Raw genomic sequence first — 25,314 nt, 5'->3', positions numbered from 1 at the left:
GCTGAATCCAACGCTTTGAACGGGAGACCCGAATGTTTTCGATCGACATGAGTATCCACGGCTACGATGACGACCTCTGGAATGCCATCCGCGACGAGTCGCAGCGTCAGGAAGAGCACATCGAGCTGATCGCGTCGGAAAACTACACCAGCCCGCGCGTGATGGAAGCGCAGGGTTCGGTGCTGACCAACAAGTACGCCGAGGGCTACCCGGGCAAGCGCTACTATGGCGGTTGCGAGCACGTCGACGTGGTTGAGCAGCTGGCCATCGATCGCCTGAAGCAGCTCTACGGCGCCGACTACGCCAACGTGCAGCCGCATTCCGGCTCCCAGGCCAACGCCGCGGTGTACATGGCCCTGCTGCAGCCGCATGACACCGTCCTGGGCATGAGCCTGGACGCCGGTGGCCACCTGACCCACGGTGCCAAGCCGAACTTCTCCGGCAAGATCTACAACGCGGTGCAGTACGGCATCACCGACGAGGGCCTGATCGACTACGACGAGGTCCAGCGCCTGGCCACCGAGAACCAGCCGAAGATGATCGTCGCCGGCTTCTCCGCCTATTCGCGCGTGGTCGACTGGAAGCGCTTCCGCGAGATCGCGGATAGCGTCGGTGCCTACCTGATGGTCGACATGGCCCACGTCTCCGGCCTGATCGCTGCCGGCGAGTACCCCAACCCGATCGACCACGCCCATGTGGTCACCTCCACCACGCACAAGTCCCTGCGCGGGCCGCGTGGCGGCTTCATCATCTCCAAGGGGCAGCCGGAACTGAACAAGAAGTTCCAGTCGCTGATCTTCCCGGGCACCCAGGGTGGTCCGCTGATGCACGTGATCGCCGGCAAGGCGGTAGCGTTCAAGGAGGCCCTGGAGCCGGAGTTCAAGACCTACCAGAAGCAGGTGATCGCCAACGCCCGCGCGATGGCCGAGGTGCTGGTGGAGCGTGGCTTCGATATCGTCTCCGGCGGTACCGACAACCACCTGTTCCTGCTGAGCCTGGTCGCCAAGGGCATGACCGGCAAGGCTGCGGATGCCGCGCTGGGCCGCGCCAACATTACGGTCAACAAGAACGCCGTTCCGAACGATCCGCAGTCCCCGTTCGTGACCTCCGGCATTCGCATCGGCACCGCCGCGCTGACCACTCGCGGCTTCACCGAGTCCGAGTCCCGCGAGCTGGCCGGCTGGATCGCCGACGTGCTGGATGATCACGAGAACGAGCAGGTGATCGACGCGACCCGCGAGAAGGTCCTCGAGATCTGCCGTCGCTTCCCGGTGTACGGGCACGGCGAATAACCACCGCCAGTTGGCCGGCTGACGGGGCCCGGGATGCGCTGTCCGTCCTGTCATGATCAGGACACCCGCGTGGTCGATTCGCGGGTGGCCGGCCCGGAGCAGGAACAGATCCGGCGCCGGCGGCAGTGCCGTGCCTGTGGTGCGCGCTTTACCACCTTCGAGCGGGCGGAGTTCAGCCTGCCGCGGGTGGTCAAGCGTTCCGGTGAACGGGTCGCCTTCGACGAGGAAAAGCTGCGCAGCGGTCTGCGCCGGGCACTGCACAAGCGCCCGGTGAAGACCGATGATGTCGAGCGCGTGATCGACGACATCAAGCGCCAGCTTTCGGCCGTCACGGCCCCCGAGGTGAAGTCCGACCGCATCGGCGAAATGGTGCTGGCAGCCTTGCACGGGCTGGACCATGTGGCCTATATCCGTTTTGCCTCTATCTATCTCAGCTTCGCCAGTGTGCAGTCCTTCCGTGAGGCAATCGAACGGCTGGAGGATGACCTCAGCCCGGAGATGCGCCGTTCGCAGATGCGCCTGATCGACGAGGAGGCGACCGGAAACGCCCCGGAATCCGCGGCGGACGGGCGGGCCACCCCGGAGACGGACGGCGGCTCGCAGGAGGGGATGTAATGGAAGCGCCGACGACCGAGCAGGTCATTGCCGACCGCCGGCACATGGCGCGCGCCCTGAAACTGGCGGATTACGGCCGCTTCACCGCGGATCCGAATCCGCGGGTGGGCTGCGTTATCGTGCGCGACGGCCGGGAGGTAGGCGCGGGCCTGCACTGGAAGGCCGGCGAGGTGCATGCCGAGGTGAACGCGCTGCAAGCGGCCGGTGAGGCCGTGCAAGGCGCGACCGCCTACGTGACCCTGGAGCCCTGCAGTCATCAGGGCCGCACCCCGCCGTGTACCGATGCGTTGATCCGGGCGGGCGTCGCGCGGGTCGTGATCGCGATGCTGGATCCGAACCCACAGGTATGCGGGGGCGGGATCGATGCCTTGCAGGCGGCCGGTATCCGGGTCGACAGCGGCGTGCTGGAGGCCGAGGCACGGGCGCTGAACCCCGGCTTCGTGCAGCGCATGGAGCAGGGGCGCCCCTGGGTGCGGGTCAAGCTGGCCGCGAGCCTGGACGGGCGGACGGCCATGGCCTCCGGCGAGTCGCAGTGGATTACCGGCGAGGCGGCGCGGCGCGACGTGCAACTGTGGCGGGCGCGGGCCGGGGCGATCGTCACCGGCAGTGGCACCGTGGTCGGCGATGACCCGCGCCTGAATGTGCGCATGAAGCCGTTTGATCTGGCTGCCCACGCCGGCTTCCCGGATGACTCGCGGTATCACGATCTGCCGACCCGGCAGCCACTGCGCGTCATTCTCGATGCGCGCCTGCGCACGCCCCCGGGCTCGCAGATCCTGCGTGACGGGCCGGTCTGGATCCTCACCAGTCCCGATGTGGTGGGCTCGCCTGCGGCGGATGCCCTGCGCGGCAAGGGTGCCGAGGTGCGGGCCGTGCCGCTGGCGGAGGAATCTGCCGAGGGCGGGCTTGATCTGGGTGCGGTGCTTACGGAGCTGGGACGGGCAGAGGTCAACGAGCTCCACGTGGAATCCGGACCCGGCCTGGCCGGTGCGCTCGCCCGCGGTGGCTGGGTCGACGAGTGGCTGATCTACCAGGCGCCGTTGTTGATGGGCTCCAGCGCCCGTCCCCTGGTGGAGTGGCCACTGGCCCGCATGGCCGAACGCGCCGAACTCGAAGTCGTCGACACCCGCTGGGTCGGCGATACCCTGCGCCTGCTTGCCCGTCCGCGTTCCTAAGGGCTTGTTTGCATCACGAAGCGCACGACGACAGGAAGAGCGGGCAGGGCAAGTCGCAAGAGCGATCGACAGGAAGACGGGGAGGATGACGGAGCTCGAGGCGCGGCAATCCAACGCCTCGGCGCTGGATAAACCATAGGGCCCCTGTTCGGCTTCGTTCTAAGCGCCTTCCGATCTGCAATCGCCATTGACCTGCTTCGTGGCTTCGTGGGCTTCGTGATGGCCCTTGAAGGACTTGCGAGGACCGGCGTTGCCACTATAAACGCCCGGGTCGTGGTGCGAATTCATTAGCGTTTCCCTATGATGGGGCGCCTGTGGCCCGGCATTGTGCTCCGGACCCGACCGAACGAGTGGACATCCATGTTTACCGGAATCATCGAGACCCTTGGCAGCCTGGAGCGCCTCACCCCCAGCGGGGGCGATGTGCGCTTGCACGTCAATGCGACCGGGATGGACCTGTCGGATACCCGCCTGGGGGATTCGATCGCGGTCAATGGGGTCTGCCTGACGGTGACCGATCTGCCGGGCAATGGCTTTGCCGCCGATGTCTCGCGGGAGTCGCTGGATGTCACCACGCTGGGCCATCTCGGTCAGGGGGATCGGGTGAATCTCGAACGCGCGCTGGCGCTGGGTGATCGCCTGGGCGGGCACATGGTGTCCGGGCATGTCGACGGTGTAGGCGAAGTCGTGGCGATGGAGCCCGATGCGCGTTCCACCCGCGTGCGTTTTCGCGCGCCGGCCCCGCTGGCCCGCTACATCGCGGCCAAGGGCTCGATCACCATCGACGGCACCAGCCTGACGGTGAACCGGGTGGACGGCGCCGAGTTCGAGGTGAACATCATCCCGCACACCTGGTCACTGACCCGGTTTGCCGTGTACGCAGTGGGCACGCCGGTCAACCTGGAGGTGGACCTGATCGCCCGCTATCTGGAACGCCTGATGCTGGGCGATCGAGCGGCCGAGCCGGGTACCCAGGCGGGCGATTTGTCCGAGGCCTGGCTGGCCGAGCAGGGCTTTCCCAATCACTCCGGTTCGCGCGACTAACTGCGCGGCCGAAAGCAGGAATCTATGGAATTTTCCAATACCGAAACCATCCTGGAAGAGCTTCAGGCCGGACGCATGGTGGTCATCGTCGATGACGAGGATCGCGAGAACGAAGGCGATCTGCTGATGCTCGCCTCGCACGCGCGCCCGGAAGACATCAACTTCATGGCCAAGTACGGCCGGGGGCTGATCTGCCTGACGCTGACCCGCGAGCGCTGCAAGCAGCTGGCGCTGCCGTTGATGGTGACCGACACCAACGACGTGCACGGCACCAACTTCACGCTGTCGATCGAGGCGGCCGAGGGTGTGACTACCGGCATCTCCGCCTACGATCGCGCGCACACCATCCGCACCGCCGTGGCGCCCAATGCGACGCCCGAGGACATCGTCCAGCCGGGCCACGTGTTCCCGCTGATGGCGCAGCCGGGCGGGGTGATCGTGCGGGCCGGGCATACCGAAGCCGGCTGTGATCTCGCGCGCCTGGCCGGGGCCGAGCCGGCCGCGGTGATCGTCGAGATCCTGAACGAGGACGGCAGCATGGCGCGGCGTTCGGATCTCGAACGCTTCTGCGCCGAGCATGACCTGAAGATGGGCACCATCGAGGATTTGATCCGCTACCGCATCGAGAACGAGAAGACGGTCCGGCGGGTGTCCGAGCGTCCGTTCCCGACCGAGCATGGCCAGTTTCGCCTGCTGGCGTTCGAGGACGAAGTGGACCACGAACTGCATTTTGCCCTGGTGCGTGGCGAGCCGAAGCCGGACCAGGACACCCTGGTGCGCGTGCATCTGGAGAGCACGTTGTGCGATACCCTCGGCTATGCCGGTCCGGATCGTGGCTGGCCGCTGGATGATGCCCTGCGCCGGATCGACGAGGCGGGTGCGGGTGTGGTGGTGGTGCTGCGCAAGCACGAGAGTGGCAACGCCCTGGCCCAGCGGCTGGAGAATATCGGTCAGCCCGCGCCGGAGGAACGCAGCGGGCGCGAGAACTCCGCCGAATGGCGCATGTACGGGATCGGCGCACAGATTCTTGCCGACTGCGGCGTCGGGCGCATGAAGCTGATGTCCGCGCCGAAGCGCTTCCACGGCCTCGGGGGCTTCGGCCTGGAGGTGGTGGACTACGTCCACGAGTAGACCGACGGCGGTGCTACACTAGCGCCATTCGAAAACGGGGCCCGCGGGTCCTTCACCAGCCCAACCGGAAGTTCATCATGTCCGAGATCAAGACCCTGGAAGGCGTATTCACCGACGCCGCCGACCATCGCTATGGCCTGCTGCTGGCGCGCTTCAACAGCCTGATCGTCGAACGCCTGCTGGAAGGGGCCGTGGATACCCTGAAGCGTCACGGGGTGCAGGAGACGAACCTGACCATCGCCCGTGTGCCGGGTGCCTATGAGCTGCCGCTGGCGGCGCAGGCCATGGCGCGTTCCGGGCAGTACGATGGCGTGATCGCCCTGGGTTGCGTGATCCGTGGTTCGACGCCGCATTTCGATTACGTCGCGGGCGAGGCGGCCAAGGGCCTGGCGCAGGTGCAGATGGCGGAGGACCTGCCGATCAGCTTCGGTGTGCTGACCACCGACTCCATCGAGCAGGCGATCGAGCGCGCCGGCACCAAGGCCGGCAACAAGGGCGCCGATGCCGCCATGGGCGCGATCGAGATGGTCAGCCTGATGCGCCAGCTGCGCGGCTGATTCCGCACTGCCTACCCAGTGTTATCCGTCCACCCGAACAGGCTTGTCGTGACTGAACCCTCTGATCCCCGCCCCGAAGGTAGTGCCCCGCGCAAGGATGCCGATGCCGGCAAGTCCGCTCGGGCCCGGCGCCCGCGCAGCACGCCCGAGCAGCGGGCACGGCATGCGCGTTCCTTCGCGCGCCGGCGCGCGATGCAGGCGCTTTATTCCTGGCAGATCACGGGCGCCCACCCGAAGGACATCCTGGCCGAGTTCCGCGACGACGAGGAACACGCCAAGGCGGATGCCGAGTACTTCCGCGAACTCCTGATCGGCGTGACCGCTGACCGCGAGGCCCTGGATGCCCGCATGGAGCCGTACCTCGGCCGCCCGCTGGATCAGCTCGATCCGGTGGAGCACGCCCTGCTGTGGTTGGGCCAATGGGAGTTGGCCGAACGCATGGAGGTGCCCTACCGCGTAGTGATCAACGAGGCCGTCGATCTGGCCAAGCGCTATGGTGCCGAGCAGTCGCATCGCTACATCAACGGCGTGCTGGACCGGCTCTCCGCCGACCTGCGCGGCCCCGAGCGCTCCACCCCGCGCTGACCCCGGGCGGGTCAGCACTACGGCCATGGCCGGCCCCGATTCCGAATTCGATCTGATCCAGCGTTATTTCGGCACGCCGAGCGCAGGCGCGGTTGCCGATGGCGTGCGTCTGGGCATCGGAGACGATGCCGCCCTGCTGGCCGTGCGTAGTGGCCACGAGCTGGCCGTGACCGTCGACACGCTGGTCGAGGGCACCCACTTCTTTCCTGATCACCCGCCGGCCAGCGTGGGCCACAAGGCCCTGGCCTCCAATCTCAGTGACCTGGCCGCGATGGGGGCCGAGCCGTTGGGCGCGGTGCTGTCGCTGACCCTGCCGCGTGTGGATCATGACTGGCTGGCGGGCTTCAGCCACGGCTTTCTGACCCTGGCCGAGGAGGTCGGGATCCCGCTGGTGGGCGGGGATACCAACCGGGGTCCGCTGGCGATCAGCGTGACGGTCCTGGGCGAGGTGCCCGTCGGCCAGGCCCTGCGCCGCGACGGTGCACGGCCTGGCGATCGCCTGGTGGTTTCCGGTGCGCTGGGCGGAGCGGCCTGCGGTTTGGCCCACGAGACGCAGCGGCGTGCAGAGGGGAGTCCCGTAGACGCCTCGAGCCCCGCCTGCGCCCGGCTGTTCTGGCCCGCGGCGCGTCTGAGTCTGGGCCGTGGTCTGCGCAACCGCGCACGGGCCGCCATCGATATCTCCGACGGCCTGCTGGCGGACCTGGGCCATCTGTGTGCCGCCTCGGGTTGCGGTGCGCGAGTCGACTGGCCCAGCGTCCCGCGCGACCCGCTGCTGGCGGAGGTGTCCGAGCAGCAGGCTCGCGCCTGCGCACTGAGTGGTGGCGAGGACTACGAGCTGCTGTTCGCCCTCCCGCCGGGGGAGTCGCTGGACCTGCTCGCGTTCAGCGTGGACGTCCCGCTGACTGTGATCGGCGAGTGCACTGAGGGTGCGGGTGTGGTGGTGGAGGACGCAAACGGGCAACGGCTGGACGTGGCGCGGGCGGGCCACGATCATTTCGCGCACACGGATAAAGAATAGGGACAGGGGAGCCATGTCGGAGCAGAAGATCCGTAATCCGAAGATGCCATCGGTGAAGACCGTGTTCGGCGATCCCATTCACCTGTTGGCGTTCGGCTTCGGCAGTGGCCTGTCGCGCTGGGCACCGGGCACCACCGGCTCGCTGGGTGCACTGGTGCTGTACTTCGCGATCATGAATTTCCCGGAGTGGGCCTACCTTGCGATCACCGTGGTCGTGGTGATGGCCGGCTTCCACATCTGTGGCGAAAGTGCGCGCAAGCTGGGAGTGCACGATCATCCCGGCATCGTCTGGGACGAATGGGCCGGCATGCTCATCACGCTGGCGTTTGCCCCGGCGGGGCTGATGTGGGTGGTCGTCGGCTTCCTGCTGTTCCGGGTGTTCGACATCCTCAAGCCCTGGCCGGCGAACTACTTTGATGAAAAGTGGCACGACGGCCACGGGATCATGATGGACGACGTGGTGGCGGGCCTGTACGCCGGCTTCGCGCTGGTGATCCTGGGTGGGCTGTTCCAACAGCTGGTGGTCGAGGCTTAGGGAGACGCTGAACCGTGTTTCCCTGGACGTGATGGACTTGGCAGAGTCACATGCTGCCGGGAACCATGGGCACGCGCGGCCGCCTCAGGGGCAGGCAACAACGCAAGGAGTGAATGGCATGCAGTCCCTCTTTCGTTCCCTGACGCAGGTTGCGGTCATGGGCGCCGTTCTGGCGTTCGGTGGCGCGCAGGCTCAGCCGTCGGGCGGGCCGCCGCCCGGGTCTCCGGGCGCCAGTGGCGACACGCCCGCGGCGGGCAATTGGCCGCCCGGGCATGGTGGGACCCCGCCGGGGCAGCGGCGCGGCGACTCGCGCCCCGATCAGCGCCTGGATCTCCCGCGGGCGCCCGGTTCATCCTCGGCGCCGACTCCTGACGATCCGCCGCTGCCGGACCCGTCCGACCCTCCGAAACTGCCGACGCCACCGGCACCGAACCTGCCAGGGCTTTGATCAGGCTCTAATCCGCACTTCCCTAGCGCGGGCGCCACGCGGCGGGTGAGGCGGGAGCCATCAGGAGGGCATAGGCAGCCGTTGCCACTATGACGCCCAGCAGAGGAGGTACCACGGGTGCGTAGTACGCCGCGGCGGATCCTGCCGCGTACGCCAGCAGACCGGGCCAGTGGAAGCCGGGTAGGCGAGCCTTGTCCAGGCGGGGGTATTGCCCGCGATGGCGCAGCCAGAAGTCGGCGACGATCACGCCGCCGAGCGGCGGGATGAAGGTCCCCAGCAGGATCAGGAACGGCACCAGATAGTCACGCATCCCGGCGACCGCGAGGGCCGTGCCGATCGCGGCCCCGAGCACGGTGACCAGCCGCCGGCGCTGGGTGCGCAGCAGATTGCAGCCGGCCACGCCGAAGTTGTAGATGGTGTTGTCCTGGGTGCTCCAGATGTTCAGCAGGAGCATCAGTACCGTGATCGTCACGAAACCCTGGGCCAGCATGACGTGGACGATGTCGGCCTCGTGGTAGATCAGGGCACCGAGCGCGCCGGTCAGGACCATTAGTCCGTTTCCCAGCACGAAGGCCGCCAGGGTCGCGATGACCGCAATGCGCGGGGTGCGGGCGAAGCGGGTCCAGTTGGTGGCGAGGGTTGCACCGCCAACAAAGGTGCCGATCACGATGGTGAGGGCGGCGTGGAAATCCATCTCCGTGCGCGGGTCCTGACCAAGCAGGCCCCCGGGGCCGCCGGCGTCGCCGATCCCGATGAATAGCGTGAACAGGATGAACAGGAGCATGACCGGTACCGCGACGCGGGAGAGCCAGTCGAGACCGCGATAGCCGATCATCGCGGTGATGCAGAAGGCGAACCCGAACAGCACCATCAGCCCGACTTCCATTGGTTCCGGCAGTGCGGTGGTCTCGACCAGGATGATCGCGACGGTGGCCGTGCCCCAGGCGTACCAGCCGATCTGGGTGAACGCGAGGATGACGTCGGAGAGTTTGCTGCCCCATTCCCCGAAGCAGAAACGCCCCATCAGGACCGTGTGCAGTCCGCTCTTGCAGCCGATGTAGGCGAGCGTGGCCGCGTAGGTCCCCAGTAGCAGGTTGCCCAGTGCGATCACCAGCATCAGCTCGCCGAAGCTGAAGGCCAGGCCCAGCGACCCGCCGGCCCACAGGGTCGAGGTGAAGAAGGTGAACCCGAACAGCACCACGGCCATGGACCAGAAGCCCTTGCGGGCATGGTCCGGTACTTCGCTCAGGGGGTGGTCGTTGTGATTCACGCGCACGGCCGGTCGGAAGACCGCACGAGTGTACCGGCCACAGGGTTACCGTGCCGCGTGTCCGAGCTCGCGCATCTTCTTCAGCCAGCGTTCGCGGGCGGCGGCATCACCGCCGTTCTGCCCGATCAGGGTGTGGCGGATCGGGCCGAAGCCGCAGAAGCGGAAGATGTTGCGTTCCAGGCTCTTGAGGCTGTGGGCCCCATAGAACCAGCGGTAGGCCAGCGCCGGCATGCCCATGGTGACCACGATGCGTACCGAACGGCCCTTGAGGCGCGTGTGGCGCAGGCGGTTCATGTCGCCATCGCCGACGAATGCCGGGCGCAGGGTCTGTTCGAGGAAGCCCTTGACCAGGGCCGGCATATCGCCCAGCCAGAGGGGATAGATCAGGACGATGTGGTGGGCGACCTCGATCAGTTCCTGCGCCTCGAGGATCGCGGGCGGAACGGTCTCGTCGACAAACTCGGCCTGGTTCTTCAGCAATGGAAAGTCGCGGTGGGCAATCGTCAGGGTGTCCACCGCGACGCCGGCCTTCTCGGCCCCTTCGCGGTAGGCATCGGCCAGCGCGTGGTCAAGGTGGCCTTCGGCCGGGTCGGGGTGGCCCTGAAGGATAAGGATGCGCGTCATGCAGCTGTCCTCGTGGCGGGAAGACTTCTCTTCAAGCCTAGCCCGGATATTTCATGAATTGCACGCGCCCTCACTTGTCTCTTGGCCGCACAGGGAATTTCCCTCAGTCGGCCGTATCGCCCATACGCCACTCCTTCGGAAAATCCCCTGTGCGGCCAATATCCTGCGCGATCATCACGCGAATTCATGAAACATCCGGGCTAGATTAGATGACGGGGCTTGTTGTCACGCAATGGTTTTCTGCCGGGCGGGTCTCGCCTATGATTAGGGTGCGAGTTGCAGCGCATTGCGGCTTCAGCACACGGAGGCGAGATGGCATTCGATCCGGTTGTACTGTTCTTCCTGCTGGGCGCCATTGCGGGCCTCGCCAAGTCGGATCTGAAGATCCCGATGGCGATCTACGAGGCGCTTTCGATCTATCTGTTGCTGGCGATTGGCCTGATGGGCGGGGTCAAGCTGGCCGAGAGCGAGCTGTTGCCCTTGCTGCTGCCGGGGTTGGCGGTGCTGGCGGTAGGTTCGTTGATCCCGCTGATCGCGTTCCCGGTTCTGCGCTGGGTGGGGCGCATGCCGCGGGCGGACTCGGCCTCGATCGCGGCGCACTATGGCTCGGTCTCGGTGGTGACCTTCTCGGTCGCCGTGGCCCTGCTGGCTTCGCGCGGGATCGATTACGAAGGTCACATGGTGGTCTTCCTGGTGCTGCTGGAGATGCCGGCCCTGATCATCGGCATTCTGCTGGCGCGCATGGGCAGCAAGGGCCCGACGCGCTGGGGCAAGACCATGCACGAGGTGTTTTTCGGCAAGAGTATCTTCCTGCTGGCCGGCGGCCTGGTGATCGGTTTCATCGCGGGTCCCGTGCACATCGAGCCGCTGGAGCCGATGTTCTTCGACCTGTTCAAGGGCGTGCTGGCGCTGTTCCTGCTGGAGATGGGGCTGGTCGCCTCCAGTCGCATCGCCGACGTGCGCCAGTACGGCTTCTTCCTTGTGACCTTCGCGATCGTGATGCCGATCGTCTCGGCCGTGCTGGGTACGCTGCTGGGGTATGCGCTGGGCATGTCGATGGGCGGTACGCTGTTGCTGGCGACCCTCTATGCGAGTGCCTCCTACATCGCCGCACCGGCGGCCATGCGTATCGCGGTGCCCCAGGCCAATCCGGCGCTTTCGATTGGCGCGTCGCTTGGGGTCACGTTCCCGTTCAATATCTTCCTGGGTGTGCCGCTCTATTTCTGGATGGCCCAGACCCTTTATTCGCTGGGAGGCTAGCGCGATGGAATCCGATGACATGCATCTGCTGACGGTGGTGGCCGAGGCGATCCTGGAGGAGATGCTGATCGACGAGGTGCGCGGCATGGGTGCGGCCGGCTACACGGTGACTGACGCGCGCGGCTGGGGCCGGCATGGCAAGCGTCGGGGCAACTGGCGCCAGGGTGGCAATATCAAGGTCGAGGTGGTGGCTTCGGCCGAGTTGTGCGATCGCATCGCAGCCCGGTTCAAGGAACAGTACGAGGCGGACTATGGTTTGTTGATGTTCACCGTCCCGGTGGCGTTGAAGAATTAGGGACGCACCGGGTCCGGGGAATCGAGTTTCCATGGAGTGAAGTGTTTCGCGGAATTTCCGGGAACTCGACTGTCACCCTTGGGGGGCGCGGGGTCTGGCTGCTATCAAGGGGGCCTGAATGAACGGCGTTACAGCCCGCAGGAGGCTCCCAATGACGAGATTTCGTAGCACGGCCCTGGCCATCGCGCTGGGTACACTGTTTGCCGCCGGTTCGGCATACGCGCAGGCCCCGCAACATGGGGACCCACAGGGCGGAATGGGCCAGGGTATGCCGCCCGCCGAACAGGGTGCCCCGCCGGCCGGTGGTCAGCAGGTCCCGGGCCAGGGCGGCATGCCGCGCGGCCAGGGTCAGGAGCGTGGGCAGGGCATGCCTCAGGGGCAGCCGCCGGAGCAGCCCGGCCAGCGCAGGCAGGGGCAACAAGCTCCCGGGCAGATGGAGCGCGGTGGCCAGCCGGCACCGGGGCAAAGCGGAGCGCCGACTCCGCCCCAGGGACAGGGTCAACCTCAAGGGCAGGGGCAGCCCCAGGATGCGCCCCCGCTGGGACAGCAGCGCCAGCCCCGGGGCGAGGATGCACCGCCGCTGGGCGAGGGAACACCGACGCGACCGGGTACCGGAACCCAGCCAGCCGATCCGGCAGACCCCGCCCAGCCAGCCGACCCTTCGGCAACGGATAACCTTCCGCCCCTCGATTGATCCGACTCTCGCGGCCGCCGCTGGCCTGCCGCGCGGGCGGGCTGGTCAGGTCCGGGCGAGGATGCGGTAGGGCCCGGGATGGCCGTCTTTTCCCGACTCGATCAGCGCAATCGTGTCCGCCAGCCAGCGCAGGGGCGGTTCGATGCGTTCGGTGTCAGGCGGCGCGGCGTGGCGTCGCAGGGACACGTGGGGTCGGAAGGGACGCGGCGGACCGAGATCGATACCGCAGTCGTTGCACAGGGCATGTGCCTGCTCGGCGAGGTCGGCCAGTGCGGCGGGCGGCGCGGCGGGACCGGCCCAGGTGATGCGCGGCCCGGTGAAGTGACCCAGATGGTCCAGCGTCAGGTCGATCGGCGCGCAGGCGAGTTCCGTGATGCGCCCGGCCAGACAGTCGGCCTGTCCGACCGGGATCGTTCCGGCGAAGGCCAGCGTCAGGTGCAGGTGATCGCGCGGGACCGGTCGGCCGGGGCCGTCGAGTGCCTGGCCGAGGCGGGCTAGTGTGGCGCGTGTGGGGTCGTCGGGCCACAGGGCCAGAAAGACCCGCCGGGCTGCGGGGGATGCGGCCACCGATTCAGCCGCGCGGGCGGGGGAGATTCTCACGCTGACGGCGTTCCCACAGGGTCTTGCGGCTGATGCCGAGGGCCCGGGCCAGCTCGGTCTCGGTCATGCTGCCCTGGTTTTCCTGCACGAAGTTCCGGAAATACTCGTTCAGGCTCGAGCCCTTGCCCTTGCGGGTCGGAAACGCGGGGTTGGGGATCTCGTCGTCCCGGGCCGGAGTGCCCGTCGAGAGTCCCATGTGGTCCGCTTCGATGCAGCCATCCGGGCTCAGTACCCACCCGCGTTCCAGGGCATTCGCCAGCTCGCGCACGTTGCCGGGCCAGTCTTGCGACTCCAGTGCCTGGCGTGCCGCGTGTGACAGTTGTGGCACTGGCCCCGAACCGGCCAGTGCCTCGAGGAAATGCCGTGCCAGGGGGATGATGTCCTCGCGCCTTTCGCGCAGGGGCGGGATGGACAATTCCAGGACCCGCAGGCGGTAGTAGAGATCGGCACGAAAGGCCTGTTCCTCGATCATGGCCTCGAGGTCGCGGTGGGTGGCCGCCAGCAGGCGTACATCCACCTTCAGGTTCTCGTTGGACCCGACCGGGCGGAGCTCGCCATCCTGGAGGACCCGTAGCAGGCGGGCCTGGGCCGCGGGTGCCAGTTCGCCGATCTCGTCCAGAAACAGCGTGCCGCCGTGCGCGCTCTGGATCAGGCCGGTGCGCGCCTTGACCGCACCGGTGTAGGCACCCTGGGCATGACCGAACAGCTCGGCCTCGACCAGACCCTCGGGGATGGTGGCGCAATTGACCGCGACGAACGGGCCGCTGGCGCGCGGGCTCAGCTCGTGCAGGGCGCGCGCGGCGAGCTCCTTGCCGGTACCGGACTCGCCGCGCAGCAATACCGTGGAGTGGGTCATGGCCACACGCCGGATCTGATCACGCAATTGCTGCATGGCCTGGCTCTCGCCGATGAGGCCCAGTCCGGGGCGCGGAGCGGAATCGGTTCCCTCGTCGTCGGGTTCGGTGTTGGGGCGGTCGCGCTCGGCGCGCTCGCGCAGGGCGGCGCGCAGGGTCAGCAGCAGGGCGTCGTGGTCGAAAGGCTTGGCGATGTAGTCGGCGGCGCCTTCCTTCATCGCGTTGACCGCGGAGGGCACCGACGCATAGCTGGTCATGATGACCGTGGGCGTGCGGGTGAACTCCGGCAGCAGCTCGATGCCCTCGCCATCCGGCAGGCGCAGATCCACCAGTTGCAGATCGTAGGGATCGGCGGCTGCGAGCGCCCGCGCCTCGGCCAGGTTTTCGGCCACGCCGACCTCGAAGCCGTGATGCTCCAGGAACCGCCGCACGGCGCGGCGGATCGGGGCTTCGTCGTCAACGAGCAGGATGCGGGTCATGAGTCGTCGCGTGGCAGAGTCAGCAGGAATCGAGCACCGCCCTCGGGGCGGTTGGCGGCCATCAGGGTACCACCGTGGTCGCGCACGATGCTGTAGGCCACTGGCAGCCCCAGGCCGGTGCCCTGGCCGGCCGGCTTGGTGGTGAAGAACGGCTCGAACAGCCGTTCCAGGCTGGATGCGTCGATTCCGGGGCCGGCGTCGTCGATGGTGACCTGAACATGCCGTCCATGGACTCGGGCCGCGATGGCGACGGTGGCGTCTTCGGGCGAGGCCTGCTCGGCGTTGGTCAGCAGGTTGATGAACACCTGCAACAACGTGGCATGCGAGCCGCGGACGTGCAGCCCCGCGAGACCCGAGGTCGTGAATTGCAGGTCGTTGCGCCCGGCCAGGCGCATCAGGCGGATGGCCTCGGCCACGAGCTCGTCCAGTGCGATGGTCTCGAAGTGTCCGGCCGATGGGCCTTCGTCGGCGTGGGCGAAGGTGATCAGCGACTGGACGATGGCGTTGATGCGCCGTGTCTGGGCGAGGATGTCGTCGGCGATGCCGTGGATCTCCTGCGGATCGTCCTCGAGGGGCAGGGTCTGCGCCAGCGAGGCGATACCGGTCAGTGGATTGCCGATCTCGTGCGCGACCCCGGCGGCAAAGCGGCCGATGGAGGCCAGGCGATCGCCGTGGGCGATCTCGGACTCGAGCTGGGCGCGTTCGGTCACGTCCTCGATCAGGACCACGCGGCCTTCCACCTGACCCTGGGCATCCTGCAGTTCGGAGCGGTGCAGGTTCAGGCGGCGGTTGCCGTTGGGCAGATCCACGTTCAGCTTGTACCACTGGCGGTCCGGGCTCTCCAGGAAGGCGGTCAGCAGGCCGCTCCAGGGGCTGTCGAGCTGACCGATGTTCTGGCCCACGGCGTCTTCCGTGGCGACCTGCGTGAGCTGCGCCAGGGCCTGGTTCCAGCCGGTGATCTCGCCGGTATTGGTGAGGCTGGCTACCCCCAGCGGGAGCTCGTGCAGGATCTGGCGATGAAAGCGGCGCAGGGCGTCCAGCTCGGCCGCCAGGCCGGACAGCGGCAAGGGGCGGGTCTCCAGCTGTTCCTCGATCCGCCGCAGGCTTTCGCTCAGGGTGTGGCGCCCGGCGGCATCCAGGCGCAGGTGCTGGTCGACGATCATGCGCGCCAGTACCGGCCCCAGCAGGCCGGAGAGATTGCGCTCGATCCGTTCGCGGAGGTGGCGCAGATCGCCGCGTGAACGCGTATGGCGGGGCAGGCCGAGATCATCCAGGGCGCGCTGGACCTCGTGGCGCGCCGTGCCCGGGCCCAGGGTGGCCGCAAGTGCAGTCTCCATCTCGGTGACGTCGCCCGCCAGTGGCAGGCCCGCTCCGGTGGCGGTGGATTCGTTGGGGCAGCAGGCCCGGCCGGCCTCGGCCTCCTCGGGGTTCGGCCGGGTCAGCAGCGAGCCGACGACGAACAGGACCGCGTTGACGCCCAGGCTTAGCATTAGCGCGAAGGTCCACGGGTCCAGCATCTCCGCGCGCAAGAGGCGTTGTGGGTCGGGCAGGGCCGTCGCGATCCCGGCATCCGACAGCAATGGCATGACGAGGGTGAACGCCCAGCCGGCAATCCCGGCCCCCAGGCCCAAGAGAAATCCCACCCGGGTCGCCTGTTTCCACAGCATCAGGCCGATCAGGCCCGGCAGAAGTTGCGCCACCGCGGCAAACGAGATCAGACCCAGCTGCGCCAGGCCCTCGACGACCTGCAGCAGGCCGTAGAAGGCATAGCCGAGCCCGATGATGAACACGATCCAGATGCGCCGCCCCCAAAGCAGGCGGGTGTAGAGGTTGGCGCTGCGCTCCTCTTCGTGCAGTCGGGTCAGTGGCGAGAGGTAGTTGGTGCCCATATGGGCGAGCGCCAGGGTGGTCACGATCATCATCGCACTGGCAGCGGACAACCCACCGATGAAGACCAGCAGGGCGAGGCTGGGCGACTCCAGCAGCCCGGCGATGCCGATGGCGTAATAGTTGGGCGAGATGCCCAGCCCGGCCGCCTCCCCGGCCCAGTAGAGTACCGGCATCGGCAGGTTCAGCAGCAGCAGGAATGCGGGGAAGGCCCAGGCCGCGGTGTTCAGTGCTTGCGGGTTGATGTTCTCGGTGAACAGCATGTGGAACTGGCGTGGCAGCAGGAAGGCGGCCGCGAAGGCCAGGATCATCATCGCGAACCAGCCGCCCTGGCGCACCGGCTCGTACAGCGCATCGACCGCTTCGGGATGGGCGGCCAGCCAGTCGTTCAGCCCGCCGAGGCCGCCGAACACGGCGTACAGCGCCACGGCGGCAATCACGAGGATGGCGAGCAGCTTGACGATGGACTCGAAGGCGATGGCCAGCACCAGACCGGCGTGCTTTTCGCGCGGGGCGATGTGGCGGGCGCCGAACAGGATCGCGAACAGCGCGATGGTGCCGCTGAAGGTCAGGGCGAGCAGATGCGGTGGGGTCTCCGCGGTCAGCACCGCGGCGGACTCGGCCACGGCCTTGATCTGTAGCGCGATGTACGGGAGTACCCCGGCGAGCATGAACAGGGCGACCACGGGCCCGGTGAAGCGGCTGCGGTAGCGAAAGGCGAACAGGTCGGCCAGCGAGGTCAGCTGCTGTTCGCGGGTCAGGCGCAGGAGGGGACGCAGCAGCCAGGGGGTGGCGGCGAAGGCCAGGGTCACGCCGAGGTAGATGGTCAGGTACAGGTAGCCCTGGTCGGCGAGGAAACCAAGGTTGCCGTAGAAGGTCCAGGACGTTGCGTATACCCCGAGCGACAGGCTGAACACCCAGCCATTGGCCGCCAGCCGGCCCACTCGTGGGACGCGGTCGGCCAGGAACGCTATGCCGAATAGCAGGGCGAGGTAGGCCACCCCGACCGCGTAGATCAGACCCAGGCTAAGGGTCACGGCGCCCGCTCCGGCTCAGTGTCGCGATGGCTACGACGAACAGCGCCCAGGCCGTGAAGGGCCACCACCAGGCAGGACTCAGGTAGGCAACCCAGAGGACCAGCGGGCTCAGAAACAGCAATGCGCCCAGCAGGGCGATCAGGATGGCGCGAGGGGCGTCCATCGTCAGCCGCTCGCAAGCACCTTGCGGTGCGCGGGCGAGCGATCCTGCGGGGCCGTCCGGGTTGGCGCGCGGGTGGAGAGCATGCGGCGAGTCTACACCGCGCGCGCGGCCCCGGGCAGTGCCGCCGGCAATGGCAGGTGGTCGCCGAGGGTGTGTCCCTGCAGGCGCTTCAGGGCTTCGGCCAGCTGGGCCTCCGGTGCGTCGGGTGCCTGGGCGTCGCCCGGGGCCAGGCCGATCACCGTCAGGGTGTCGGCCAGCTGCCGCCGGGCGGTATCCGCGTGGATGCCCTCGGCTCCGGTGGCCTTGGCCAGCTTGTCGCCGCCGGGCGCGACAAGCACCGGGTGGTGGGCATAGGCCGGTGGAGTGGCGCCCAGCGCCTCGTAGAGCTGCATCTGGCGCGGGGTGGAGCCGAGCAGGTCGATCCCGCGCACCACGCGGGTTACGCCCAGGTCCAGGTCGTCCACCACGGTGGCGAGCTGGTAGGCGACGATGCCATCCGCCCGGCGGATCACGAAGTCGCTTCCGAGTGCCTCCAGATCGAAGGCGACCGTACCCAGAAAGCGATCCGCGATCGTCCAGTAGCGGGTGGTCGCCCGGGCACGCACGGCCCTTGGCTCGCGTCCGGGCGGCAGGCCGTGGCGACAGGTCCCTGCATAGACCGGCCCTTCCCAGCCCGGCCGGCCGCGCGCGGCCAGGTCCTTGCGGGTACAGCCGCAGGGGAAAGCCAGGTTCGACGTCAACAGGGTGTCCAGGGCGCGCTGATAGGCGGGACCGCGTTGGCTTTGCCACGTGACGGGGCCATCCCAGACCAGGGCGAAGGCCTCGAGGGCATGGAAAATGGCATCGGCCGCCCCCGGGTGAACCCGGGGGGCGTCGATATCGTCGATTCGCAGATGCCAGCGGCCGTCGGTACTCCGGGCATCGAGCCAGGAGATGACGGCGGCCAGCAGGGAGCCCGCGTGCAGCGGGCCGGAAGGGGTAGGGGCAAACCGGCCGACATAGCGGTCGGCCCGGGTAATCCGTTCGGGCGTGACCGTCACGGCCCGGCCGGGATCAGGCGCGCTGCTTTTCCTTGATCTCGTCGAGCTGCTTGCAGTCGATGCACATGGTGGCCGTCGGGCGGGCCTCCAGGCGGCGAATGCCGATCTCCACGCCGCAGGTCTCGCAGTAGCCGTAATCGTGGGTGTCGATCTTGCGCAGCGCCTCGTTGATCTTCTTCGACAGCTTGCGTTCGCGGTCGCGGGAGCGCAGTTCCAGGCCGAACTCCTCTTCCTGGGTGGCGCGGTCGGCCGGATCGGCAAAGTTGGACGCGTCCTGGCGCATGTGCCCCACGGTGCGATCGACTTCCTCGGCCAGCTCCTGGCGCCATGCCCGCAGCAGGCTGCGGAAATGCTCGAGCTGATCCGGATTCATGTAATCTTCGTCCGGCTTCGGCTCGTAGGGCGCAATGCCCCCGGCGACCATGTGCTGGGTGGAGGGCTTGTCGGTCTTTTCGTCAGCAGCCATGCGGGCTTTCTCCGGCTGGAAAAATGAGGCGCACTTAGTACCAGAGTCGGGCGGGCCGGGCAAGTCCCGTGCCATGACTGTTGGTGCCTGGTCTCGGCTGGATGCCGGGAATGTGCGGGCTCGCGGCCGGTTTTTCAGCGAGATACGGGAAAAGGCGGAAATAACGGGATGACGGAATTGCAGGCGCTGATTTTCGATGTGGACGGCACATTGGCGGACACTGAACGCGACGGTCACCGCGTCGCCTTCAACAAGGCGTTCGCGGATGCGGGCCTGGACTGGGACTGGAGCATCGCGCGCTACGGCGAGTTGCTGCGCGTGACCGGCGGCAAGGAACGCATCCGCCAGTATCTGTCCGAGGACCATCCCGAGGTCCTGAACGAGCCGGGGATCGATGCGCGTATTCGCGAGCTGCATGCGGCCAAGACGCGGCACTACGTGGCCCTGCTTGAGACCGGCGCGATCCCGCTGCGGCCGGGGGTGCGGCGGCTGCTGGACGAGGCGGAGGCCGAGGGTCTGCGCCTGGCGATCGCCACGACCACCACACCCGAGAACGTCACGGCCCTGCTGGAGGCCACGCTCGGAAGCGAGGGCCCGTACCGCTTCGAGGTGATCTCCGCCGGCGACATCGTGCCGGCCAAGAAGCCGGCTCCGGATATCTTTACCCATGCATTGGAGGCGATGAACCTGCCGGCGGAGGCCTGCCTGGCCCTGGAGGACTCCGACAACGGCGTGCGTTCCGCCCGCGGGGCGGGGCTGGAGGTCGTGGTCACGACGAACGACTACACCCGCGAGCAGGCGTTTGATGGCGCCTTGGCCGTGCTGGACGGGTTCGGTGAGGCGGATCAGCCCGCGACGGTCCTGGCCGGTCCGGCACTGGAAGGCTCGGTGGTGGATATCGCGACCCTGCGCGCCTGGGTCTCCGGGGCGAAGGGATAGCCAGCGCGCCGGCTCAATCGTTTTCGCGCGGCGGCAGGCGCGGGTCCTCGATCTCGGCCCCGTCGAGCATCTGGGTATCCAGCAGGAAGCCGACGGCGGCGTCGCTGACCCCGTTGATCACGAACTGCACGGCCAGGACCGCGAGAATCAGACCGAACACCTTGGTCAGGATGTCCTTGCCGGTATCCCCGAGGAATTTCACCAGATAGCGCGAATGGATCATCGCGTAGTAGCACGCGACCATGCAGGCCAGCACCGCCAGGAACACGAGGACCAGGTGATAGATGGTGGGGGCCTCGCTGGTCAGGATCATGACCGTTGCAATCGCCCCGGGCCCGCTCATGAACGGGATGGCCAGCGGGATGACCGAGATGTCCTCGGTCACCTGCCCCTTGTCGGCCTTCACCTCCTCGGCGGTTTCGCGCTCGCTGGCGGCCTTCTGCCGGATCATGCCGATCGCGATGCCGAACAGGATGATGCCGCCGGCGATGCGGAACGCCGCCAGCGTGATCCCGAACAGCTGGAAGATCACCCCGCCCAGCAGTGCAAAGGCGAACAGCAGCGATGTGGCGACCTTGACCGAGCGCAGGGCGGTGGAGCGGCGCTTCTCCTCGGAGGCGCGCGGCAGCATTGCGGTGAAGATGAACGCGGTCGTCAGTGGATTCACGATGACGAATACCGCGAGGAAAGTGACGATCAGGTATTCGAGCAATACGAGCATGGCTCTAGCTTAGGCAGAATGGGGTGTCGTTGCGAGGGCCTCCGTGGGGGTGCCACCGAGATCGTTCCGCACACCGTCATTGCCAGGGCCCGTGGCGATCGTTCGCCAAGTCCCCGAGTCCCATGGGTCTTCCGGACGGATGGCCGCGTCGGTGCGCTCCTCGCAATGACCCATACGACTACCCGTCATTGCGAGGCCCCGGAGGGGCCGTGGCAATCTCTGGAATGCCGCACGCCGTCGGAATCCGGTGGTTTCAGAGGGGGACCGCCACGTCGCTTCGTTCCTCGCGATGACGGTGCACTGAAAAACACTGGTCCCTGCGGGGGCTCGCGATGACGGGGCGAGCGTGCATGGGCATGGATCGGGTCCGATCGTTATACTCTGCGCGCATGAAGAAACGCCTGCACCCGGAATCCTTCCCGACCCTCGAGCACTTCGTCGGCAATACGCCGCTGGTGCGCCTGCAGCGCATGGCGGCGGATCTGCCGTCCACCGTGCTGGTGAAGCTCGAGGGCAACAACCCCGCCGGTTCGGTCAAGGACCGGCCCGCGCTGAACATGATCCAGGCGGCCGAGCGCCGCGGCGACATCCAGCCGGGCGACACCCTGATCGAGGCGACCAGCGGCAACACCGGCATCGCGCTGGCGATGGTCGCGGCGATGAAGGGCTATCGCATGATCCTGGTGATGCCGGACAACATGTCCGCCGAGCGCCGCGCCTCGATGAAGGCCTTCGGCGCCGAGCTGGTGCTGGTCTCGCGCGAGGAGAGCATGGAGGGCGCGCGTGACCTCGCCGATCGCTTAGAGGCCGAGGGCAAGGGCCGGGTGCTGAACCAGTTCGGTAACCCCGACAACCCGGATGCGCACTACATTGGCACCGGGCCGGAGATCTGGCGCGACACCGAGGGCACGGTGACCCACTTCGTCTCCGCGATGGGGACTACCGGCACCATCATGGGCGTGTCGCGCTATCTCAAGGAACGCGATCCGGAGGTGCAGATCGTCGGCGTGCAGCCGGCCGAGGGGGCGTCCATCCCCGGCATCCGGCGCTGGCCGGAGGCCTATCTGCCGACCATCTTCGAGGCCTCGCGGGTGGATCAGACCGTGGATGTGACCCAGGAGGAGGCAGAGGAGACCATGCACCGGCTGGCGAGTGAAGAAGGCATCTTCGCCGGGGTCTCTTCCGGTGGTTCGGTGGCCGCGGCGTTGAAGCTGGCGGCGCAGACCGAGGGTGGGACCTTCGTCGCGATCATCTGTGACCGCGGCGACCGCTACATCTCCACCGGCGTGTTCCCCGCATGAGTGCCCCGGTCCTGATTTTCGATCTCGAGACGGTCCCGGATATCGAGGGCGCGCGCCGCCTGCACGACTTCGAGGGGCTGAGCGATCACGAGGTCGCCGAGGCGATGTTCGCGCTGCGCCGTGCCCAGACCGGCTCCGAGTTCCTCAAGCATCCGCTGCATCGCATCGTGTCGATCGGCGTGCTCTATCAGGGTGGCGATGCGCTGAAGCTCTCCGCCTTCGGCCGCGAGGGCGAGGACGGCCAGACGCCCTCCGAGGCCGAACTGCTGCGGCAGTTCTTTGACGTGATCGACAAGCGCACGCCACAGCTCGTTAGCTGGAACGGCGGCGGCTTTGACCTCCCGGTGCTGCATTACCGCGCGCTGGTCAACGGCGTGCAGGCCCCGCGCTACTGGGAGCAGGGCAACGACGACCGCGAGTTTCGCTATAACAACTACCTGTCGCGCTTCCACTGGCGCCATGTGGACCTGATGGACGTGCTGGCGGGCTTCCAGGGCCGCGCGGTCACCAGCCTCGACATGATGGCCAGTCTGCTCGGCTTCCCCGGCAAGCTGGGCATGGATGGCTCGAAGGTCTGGCCGGCCTGGCGCGACGGGCGTCAGGCCGAGATCCACGACTATGTCGAGCACGATGTGCTGAACACCTACCTGGTCTGGCTGCGCTTCGAATACATGCGCGGCAACCTGACCGACGCCGCCCTGGCCAGCCGGCAACAGCAACTGGCCGAGTACCTGGAGGGCAGTGGTGCGGCGCACCACCGTGAATTCCTCGACGCCTGGCAGCCTGCCGGGACCGACACCTGATGGCACGCATCGACAAGACCCCGTTCGAGGCCCGGATCGAGGAGGTCACCCTGGACGGCCAGGGCGTGATCCGTCGCGAGGGCAAGGCCTGCTTCATCCACGGCGTGCTGAAGGGCGAGCGCGTGATGGCGGTGCAGACCGGGCGCAAGCGCCGATTCGACACGGCCGAGGTGGTCGAGGTGCTGGAGCCGGCCGCGGGTCGGGTCGAGCCGCCCTGCGAGTTCTTCGGCCTTTGCGGTGGCTGCAAGCTGCAGCACGCCTCGGTCGAGACCCAGCGTGAAATCAAGGAGCAGGCCCTGTTCGACGCGCTGGAACGCATCGGCCACGTGACGCCGGAGGCGCGCTTCGAGCCGCTGACCGCCGACACCCTGGGTTATCGCCGCACTGCGCGGCTGGGCGCCAAGCACGTGCCGAAGAAGGGCGGGGTGCTGGTCGGCTTTCGCGAGCGCGGCAGCCCGTATCTCGCCCAGATGACCCACTGCGAGGTGCTGCACCCGGCAGTGGGTGGGCGTATCCAGGCGCTGCGCGAATTGATGGACGGGCTGGAGGCGCGCGATCGCCTGCCGCAGATCGAGGTCGCGGTGGATGACGACGAGCGCGTGGCGTTGATCTTCCGCAACCTCGATCCGTTGTCGCAGGCGGATACCGAGCGCCTGTCCGATTGGGCCGAGGCCGAGGGCATCCAGGTGTATCTGCAGCCGGGCGGGGCGGACACGGTGGAGCCGCTGGCCGGGCCGATCGAGCCGCTGATCTACCGCCATCCGGACTACGGCGTGTCGGTGCCCTTCATGCCGACCGATTTCATCCAGGTGCACGCGCAGATCAACCGCAAGATGGTGCCGCAGGCCCTGGAGGCGCTGGACCTGCAACCGGGACAGCGCGTGTTGGATCTGTTCTGCGGGCTGGGCAACTTTACCCTGCCGCTGGCACGGACCGTGACCGAGGGCGAAGTGGTCGGCGTCGAGGTGGACGACGCGATGCTGGCGCGGGCGCGTGCGAATGCCCGTGACCAGGGCATCGCCAATACCCGCTACGAGCGCGCAGACCTGGACGATGTCGGGGCGTTGAAGAGCGCCGCCTGGTTGCGCGAGGACTTCGACCGGGTGCTGCTGGACCCGCCGCGTACTGGCGCGGCCGCGGTGATCGAGGCCCTGGCGCCGCAGCGGATCGAACGCCTGGTCTATGTGTCCTGCAACCCGGCCACGCTCGCCCGTGACGCCGAGCGCCTGGTGCATCATCATGGCTATCGCCTGGAGCGGGCCGGGATCATGGACATGTTCCCGCACACTGCGCACGTGGAATCCATGGCCGTGTTCCGGCGCGCCTGACGCGCTTCGATACTTTAGGGGAATTGCATGCTGGAGATCGTACAAGCGGGTGGGTGGCTGATGCTGCCGATCCTGCTGTGTTCCGTACTGGCCGTGGCCATCGTGCTGGAGCGGCTGTGGACGTTGCGCCGCTCGCGGGTCGTGCCGCCGCGCCTGCTGACCTCGGTGTGGGAACAGATGCGCACGCAGGGACTCAAGCTGGACGATATCCAGCGTCTGCGTGCGGGTTCCCCGCTGGGCGCGATCCTGGCCGCGGGTCTCGCGACCCATGACCGCGCCCGCCAGATCACCCAGGAGAGCATTGAAGAGGCCGGACGTCGCGTGGCCCACGAGCTCGAGCGCTACATGAACACGCTGGGCACGATCTCGATGATTACCCCGTTGCTGGGCCTGCTGGGCACCGTGGTCGGGATGATCGAGGTGTTCACCGTGATCACCGAGATCGGCGTCGGCAGCCCGCGCGATCTGGCCGGTGGTATCTCGCAGGCCCTGATTACCACCGCGACCGGGATCGGCGTGGCCATCCCGGCGCTGGCCTTTCATCGCTACTTCCGTGGCCACATTGACGAACTGGTGCTGGAGATGGAGCAGGAGGCCACCAAGCTGGTCGAGGTGATCCATGGCGAGCGCGAGGCCGGTGCGGTCGAGGGCGGGGCCAAGGCGTGAACTTCCGTACGCCAAGCCGGCAGGAAGAGCCCGGCGTCAATCTGACGCCGTTGATCGATGTGGTGTTCCTGCTGCTGATCTTCTTCATGGTCTCCACCACCTTCGATCAGCACGCGGACATCGAGCTGACCCTGCCCTCGGCCGACCGCGAGGCCGAGGCCGTGGAGCGCGCGTGGATCGACATCATCGTGGACGCGAACGGCAACTACTTCATCAACGGCCAGGAACTGATCAACCGCCGCGCGGAGACCTTGGAGCGCGTGTTGTCCGAGGCCCGCGAGGGCCGCGAGGACGACCCGGTGCTGATCCGCGCGGACGCCAATGCCACCCACCAGTCGGTGGTGCGCGCGCTGGATGTCGTCGGCCGCCTGGGTATCACCTCGGTCTCCATCGCCACCCTGGGTGACGCCGCCGATGACGACTGAGGCGTACCACCCGCAGCACGTCGAGCCTGACTCTGTGCTCGCGGCCGTCCCCTGCCGCGAGG

At 67.5% G+C, this 25,314-nt stretch carries 27 protein-coding genes; 18 read left to right on the top strand and 9 right to left on the bottom strand.

Going from position 1 to position 25,314, the window contains the following annotated elements:
• Window positions 1-32: 32 nt before the first annotated feature.
• The 9 genes from glyA (at window position 33) to G333_RS0110285 (ending at window position 7,952) form a co-directional block, all read left to right on the top strand.
• The gene (gene glyA, locus G333_RS0110325; RefSeq protein WP_018146107.1) at window positions 33-1,292 is read left to right on the top strand and encodes a serine hydroxymethyltransferase; all 1,260 of its coding nucleotides are present in this window, start codon (window positions 33-35) and stop codon (window positions 1,290-1,292) included.
• Between the two features lie 33 nt (window positions 1,293-1,325).
• Complete coding sequence (gene nrdR / locus G333_RS0110320) at window positions 1,326-1,907, top strand: transcriptional regulator NrdR (RefSeq protein ID WP_018176383.1); 582 nt, start codon at window positions 1,326-1,328, stop codon at window positions 1,905-1,907.
• Window positions 1,907-3,082 (top strand): bifunctional diaminohydroxyphosphoribosylaminopyrimidine deaminase/5-amino-6-(5-phosphoribosylamino)uracil reductase RibD, encoded by a 1,176-nt coding sequence (gene ribD, locus G333_RS0110315; protein WP_019628418.1) that lies wholly within the window; start codon window positions 1,907-1,909, stop codon window positions 3,080-3,082. The genes nrdR and ribD overlap by 1 nt, the downstream gene beginning before the upstream one ends.
• Window positions 3,083-3,442: 360 nt before the next feature.
• Window positions 3,443-4,126, top strand: a complete 684-nt coding sequence (locus G333_RS0110310; RefSeq protein WP_019628417.1) for a riboflavin synthase — start codon at window positions 3,443-3,445, stop codon at window positions 4,124-4,126.
• Between the two features lie 24 nt (window positions 4,127-4,150).
• Window positions 4,151-5,257: a bifunctional 3,4-dihydroxy-2-butanone-4-phosphate synthase/GTP cyclohydrolase II gene (ribBA, locus tag G333_RS0110305; protein WP_019628416.1), complete on the top strand. Its 1,107-nt coding sequence runs from the start codon at window positions 4,151-4,153 to the stop codon at window positions 5,255-5,257.
• Window positions 5,258-5,334: 77 nt separating this feature from the next.
• Window positions 5,335-5,814 carry a 6,7-dimethyl-8-ribityllumazine synthase gene (gene ribE / locus G333_RS0110300; protein ID WP_018169400.1) on the top strand — a complete coding sequence of 160 codons (480 nt, stop codon included), beginning with the start codon at window positions 5,335-5,337 and terminating at the stop codon, window positions 5,812-5,814.
• A gap of 48 nt (window positions 5,815-5,862) precedes the next feature.
• On the top strand, window positions 5,863-6,399 hold the full coding sequence (gene nusB, locus G333_RS0110295) for a transcription antitermination factor NusB (RefSeq protein WP_019628415.1): 537 nt from the start codon (window positions 5,863-5,865) through the stop codon (window positions 6,397-6,399).
• Window positions 6,400-6,424: 25 nt separating this feature from the next.
• On the top strand, window positions 6,425-7,417 hold the full coding sequence (gene thiL / locus G333_RS0110290; protein ID WP_019628414.1) for a thiamine-phosphate kinase: 993 nt from the start codon (window positions 6,425-6,427) through the stop codon (window positions 7,415-7,417).
• 13 nt (window positions 7,418-7,430) lie between these two features.
• Window positions 7,431-7,952, top strand: coding sequence for a phosphatidylglycerophosphatase A (locus tag G333_RS0110285; RefSeq protein ID WP_018146099.1), 522 nt, complete (start codon window positions 7,431-7,433; stop codon window positions 7,950-7,952).
• A gap of 470 nt (window positions 7,953-8,422) precedes the next feature.
• Here the strand turns inward: G333_RS0110285 and codB are convergent, their stop codons facing one another.
• Both codB and G333_RS0110275 read right to left on the bottom strand, forming a co-directional pair.
• Window positions 8,423-9,670, bottom strand: a complete 1,248-nt coding sequence (gene codB, locus G333_RS0110280; protein ID WP_026340947.1) for a cytosine permease — start codon at window positions 9,668-9,670, stop codon at window positions 8,423-8,425.
• A 45-nt stretch (window positions 9,671-9,715) separates the two neighbouring features.
• A complete protein-coding gene (locus G333_RS0110275) occupies window positions 9,716-10,294 on the bottom strand; it encodes an NAD(P)H-dependent oxidoreductase (protein ID WP_018146097.1) in 579 nt (192 codons plus the stop codon).
• A gap of 312 nt (window positions 10,295-10,606) precedes the next feature.
• Between G333_RS0110275 and G333_RS0110270 the strand changes: the two genes are divergently transcribed.
• From G333_RS0110270 to G333_RS15190, 3 genes are all read left to right on the top strand, one after another.
• On the top strand, window positions 10,607-11,554 hold the full coding sequence (locus G333_RS0110270) for a sodium-dependent bicarbonate transport family permease (RefSeq protein ID WP_018169409.1): 948 nt from the start codon (window positions 10,607-10,609) through the stop codon (window positions 11,552-11,554).
• A 4-nt stretch (window positions 11,555-11,558) separates the two neighbouring features.
• The gene (locus tag G333_RS0110265; RefSeq protein ID WP_018169410.1) at window positions 11,559-11,849 is read left to right on the top strand and encodes a hypothetical protein; all 291 of its coding nucleotides are present in this window, start codon (window positions 11,559-11,561) and stop codon (window positions 11,847-11,849) included.
• Window positions 11,850-12,000: 151 nt separating this feature from the next.
• Window positions 12,001-12,543: a hypothetical protein gene (locus G333_RS15190; RefSeq protein ID WP_019628412.1), complete on the top strand. Its 543-nt coding sequence runs from the start codon at window positions 12,001-12,003 to the stop codon at window positions 12,541-12,543.
• 45 nt (window positions 12,544-12,588) lie between these two features.
• Here G333_RS15190 and thpR read toward each other — a convergent pair whose 3' ends face one another.
• From thpR to dksA, 6 genes are all read right to left on the bottom strand, one after another.
• Window positions 12,589-13,110 (bottom strand): RNA 2',3'-cyclic phosphodiesterase, encoded by a 522-nt coding sequence (gene thpR, locus G333_RS0110255; protein ID WP_026340946.1) that lies wholly within the window; start codon window positions 13,108-13,110, stop codon window positions 12,589-12,591.
• 4 nt (window positions 13,111-13,114) lie between these two features.
• On the bottom strand, window positions 13,115-14,476 hold the full coding sequence (locus G333_RS0110250) for a sigma-54 dependent transcriptional regulator (RefSeq protein ID WP_019628410.1): 1,362 nt from the start codon (window positions 14,474-14,476) through the stop codon (window positions 13,115-13,117).
• The gene (locus G333_RS0110245) at window positions 14,473-17,400 is read right to left on the bottom strand and encodes an ATP-binding protein (RefSeq protein WP_019628409.1); all 2,928 of its coding nucleotides are present in this window, start codon (window positions 17,398-17,400) and stop codon (window positions 14,473-14,475) included. The genes G333_RS0110250 and G333_RS0110245 overlap by 4 nt, the downstream gene beginning before the upstream one ends.
• Window positions 17,390-17,563, bottom strand: coding sequence for a hypothetical protein (locus G333_RS15185; protein WP_019628408.1), 174 nt, complete (start codon window positions 17,561-17,563; stop codon window positions 17,390-17,392). The genes G333_RS0110245 and G333_RS15185 overlap by 11 nt, the downstream gene beginning before the upstream one ends.
• 92 nt (window positions 17,564-17,655) lie before the next feature.
• Complete coding sequence (gene gluQRS / locus G333_RS0110235; protein WP_019628407.1) at window positions 17,656-18,603, bottom strand: tRNA glutamyl-Q(34) synthetase GluQRS; 948 nt, start codon at window positions 18,601-18,603, stop codon at window positions 17,656-17,658.
• A 13-nt stretch (window positions 18,604-18,616) separates the two neighbouring features.
• Window positions 18,617-19,069 carry an RNA polymerase-binding protein DksA gene (dksA, locus tag G333_RS0110230; protein WP_018146088.1) on the bottom strand — a complete coding sequence of 151 codons (453 nt, stop codon included), beginning with the start codon at window positions 19,067-19,069 and terminating at the stop codon, window positions 18,617-18,619.
• 168 nt (window positions 19,070-19,237) lie between these two features.
• Here dksA and G333_RS0110225 point away from each other — a divergent pair, with 168 nt between their 5' ends.
• On the top strand, window positions 19,238-20,008 hold the full coding sequence (locus G333_RS0110225; protein ID WP_018169416.1) for an HAD family hydrolase: 771 nt from the start codon (window positions 19,238-19,240) through the stop codon (window positions 20,006-20,008).
• A gap of 13 nt (window positions 20,009-20,021) precedes the next feature.
• Here G333_RS0110225 and G333_RS0110220 read toward each other — a convergent pair whose 3' ends face one another.
• Entirely contained in the window at window positions 20,022-20,729 is a 708-nt protein-coding gene (locus G333_RS0110220; protein WP_019628406.1) for a MarC family protein, read from the bottom strand.
• Between the two features lie 389 nt (window positions 20,730-21,118).
• Here G333_RS0110220 and cysM point away from each other — a divergent pair, with 389 nt between their 5' ends.
• From cysM to G333_RS0110195, 5 genes are read left to right on the top strand one after another with little or no spacing between them, the layout of a single operon-like run.
• Window positions 21,119-22,030 (top strand): cysteine synthase CysM, encoded by a 912-nt coding sequence (gene cysM / locus G333_RS0110215; RefSeq protein WP_019563198.1) that lies wholly within the window; start codon window positions 21,119-21,121, stop codon window positions 22,028-22,030.
• Window positions 22,027-22,833, top strand: coding sequence for a 3'-5' exonuclease (locus G333_RS0110210; protein WP_018146084.1), 807 nt, complete (start codon window positions 22,027-22,029; stop codon window positions 22,831-22,833). The genes cysM and G333_RS0110210 overlap by 4 nt, the downstream gene beginning before the upstream one ends.
• Complete coding sequence (rlmD, locus tag G333_RS0110205; RefSeq protein WP_019628405.1) at window positions 22,833-24,161, top strand: 23S rRNA (uracil(1939)-C(5))-methyltransferase RlmD; 1,329 nt, start codon at window positions 22,833-22,835, stop codon at window positions 24,159-24,161. Before G333_RS0110210 ends, rlmD begins: the two co-directional genes overlap by 1 nt.
• A gap of 27 nt (window positions 24,162-24,188) precedes the next feature.
• Window positions 24,189-24,827, top strand: coding sequence for a MotA/TolQ/ExbB proton channel family protein (locus G333_RS0110200; RefSeq protein ID WP_018169421.1), 639 nt, complete (start codon window positions 24,189-24,191; stop codon window positions 24,825-24,827).
• Window positions 24,824-25,252 (top strand): biopolymer transporter ExbD, encoded by a 429-nt coding sequence (locus tag G333_RS0110195; protein ID WP_018650355.1) that lies wholly within the window; start codon window positions 24,824-24,826, stop codon window positions 25,250-25,252. The genes G333_RS0110200 and G333_RS0110195 overlap by 4 nt, the downstream gene beginning before the upstream one ends.
• Window positions 25,253-25,314 lie beyond the last annotated feature (62 nt).

It is taken from the genome of Thioalkalivibrio sp. AKL10 (assembly GCF_000381845.1).
Classification (GTDB): Bacteria; Pseudomonadota; Gammaproteobacteria; order Ectothiorhodospirales; family Ectothiorhodospiraceae; genus Thioalkalivibrio; species Thioalkalivibrio versutus.
The sequence above is the reverse complement of the archived record's forward strand: the minus strand, read 5'-3'. Positions and strand labels throughout refer to the sequence as shown.

Coding starts and splice junctions, on each gene's coding strand:
- G333_RS15190 (WP_019628412.1), top strand. CDS start 12,001: ATGACGAGATTTCGTAGCACGGCCCTGGCCATCGCGCTGGGTACACTG.
- G333_RS0110210 (WP_018146084.1), top strand. CDS start 22,027: ATGAGTGCCCCGGTCCTGATTTTCGATCTCGAGACGGTCCCGGATATC.
- G333_RS0110285 (WP_018146099.1), top strand. CDS start 7,431: ATGTCGGAGCAGAAGATCCGTAATCCGAAGATGCCATCGGTGAAGACC.
- rlmD (WP_019628405.1), top strand. CDS start 22,833: ATGGCACGCATCGACAAGACCCCGTTCGAGGCCCGGATCGAGGAGGTC.
- G333_RS0110225 (WP_018169416.1), top strand. CDS start 19,238: ATGACGGAATTGCAGGCGCTGATTTTCGATGTGGACGGCACATTGGCG.
- G333_RS0110310 (WP_019628417.1), top strand. CDS start 3,443: ATGTTTACCGGAATCATCGAGACCCTTGGCAGCCTGGAGCGCCTCACC.
- cysM (WP_019563198.1), top strand. CDS start 21,119: ATGAAGAAACGCCTGCACCCGGAATCCTTCCCGACCCTCGAGCACTTC.
- G333_RS0110270 (WP_018169409.1), top strand. CDS start 10,607: ATGGCATTCGATCCGGTTGTACTGTTCTTCCTGCTGGGCGCCATTGCG.
- glyA (WP_018146107.1), top strand. CDS start 33: ATGTTTTCGATCGACATGAGTATCCACGGCTACGATGACGACCTCTGG.
- G333_RS0110220 (WP_019628406.1), bottom strand. CDS start 20,729: ATGCTCGTATTGCTCGAATACCTGATCGTCACTTTCCTCGCGGTATTC.
- thiL (WP_019628414.1), top strand. CDS start 6,425: ATGGCCGGCCCCGATTCCGAATTCGATCTGATCCAGCGTTATTTCGGC.
- G333_RS0110275 (WP_018146097.1), bottom strand. CDS start 10,294: ATGACGCGCATCCTTATCCTTCAGGGCCACCCCGACCCGGCCGAAGGC.
- G333_RS0110200 (WP_018169421.1), top strand. CDS start 24,189: ATGCTGGAGATCGTACAAGCGGGTGGGTGGCTGATGCTGCCGATCCTG.
- G333_RS15185 (WP_019628408.1), bottom strand. CDS start 17,563: ATGGACGCCCCTCGCGCCATCCTGATCGCCCTGCTGGGCGCATTGCTG.
- ribD (WP_019628418.1), top strand. CDS start 1,907: ATGGAAGCGCCGACGACCGAGCAGGTCATTGCCGACCGCCGGCACATG.
- G333_RS0110265 (WP_018169410.1), top strand. CDS start 11,559: ATGGAATCCGATGACATGCATCTGCTGACGGTGGTGGCCGAGGCGATC.
- ribBA (WP_019628416.1), top strand. CDS start 4,151: ATGGAATTTTCCAATACCGAAACCATCCTGGAAGAGCTTCAGGCCGGA.
- nrdR (WP_018176383.1), top strand. CDS start 1,326: ATGCGCTGTCCGTCCTGTCATGATCAGGACACCCGCGTGGTCGATTCG.
- G333_RS0110250 (WP_019628410.1), bottom strand. CDS start 14,476: ATGACCCGCATCCTGCTCGTTGACGACGAAGCCCCGATCCGCCGCGCC.
- dksA (WP_018146088.1), bottom strand. CDS start 19,069: ATGGCTGCTGACGAAAAGACCGACAAGCCCTCCACCCAGCACATGGTC.
- ribE (WP_018169400.1), top strand. CDS start 5,335: ATGTCCGAGATCAAGACCCTGGAAGGCGTATTCACCGACGCCGCCGAC.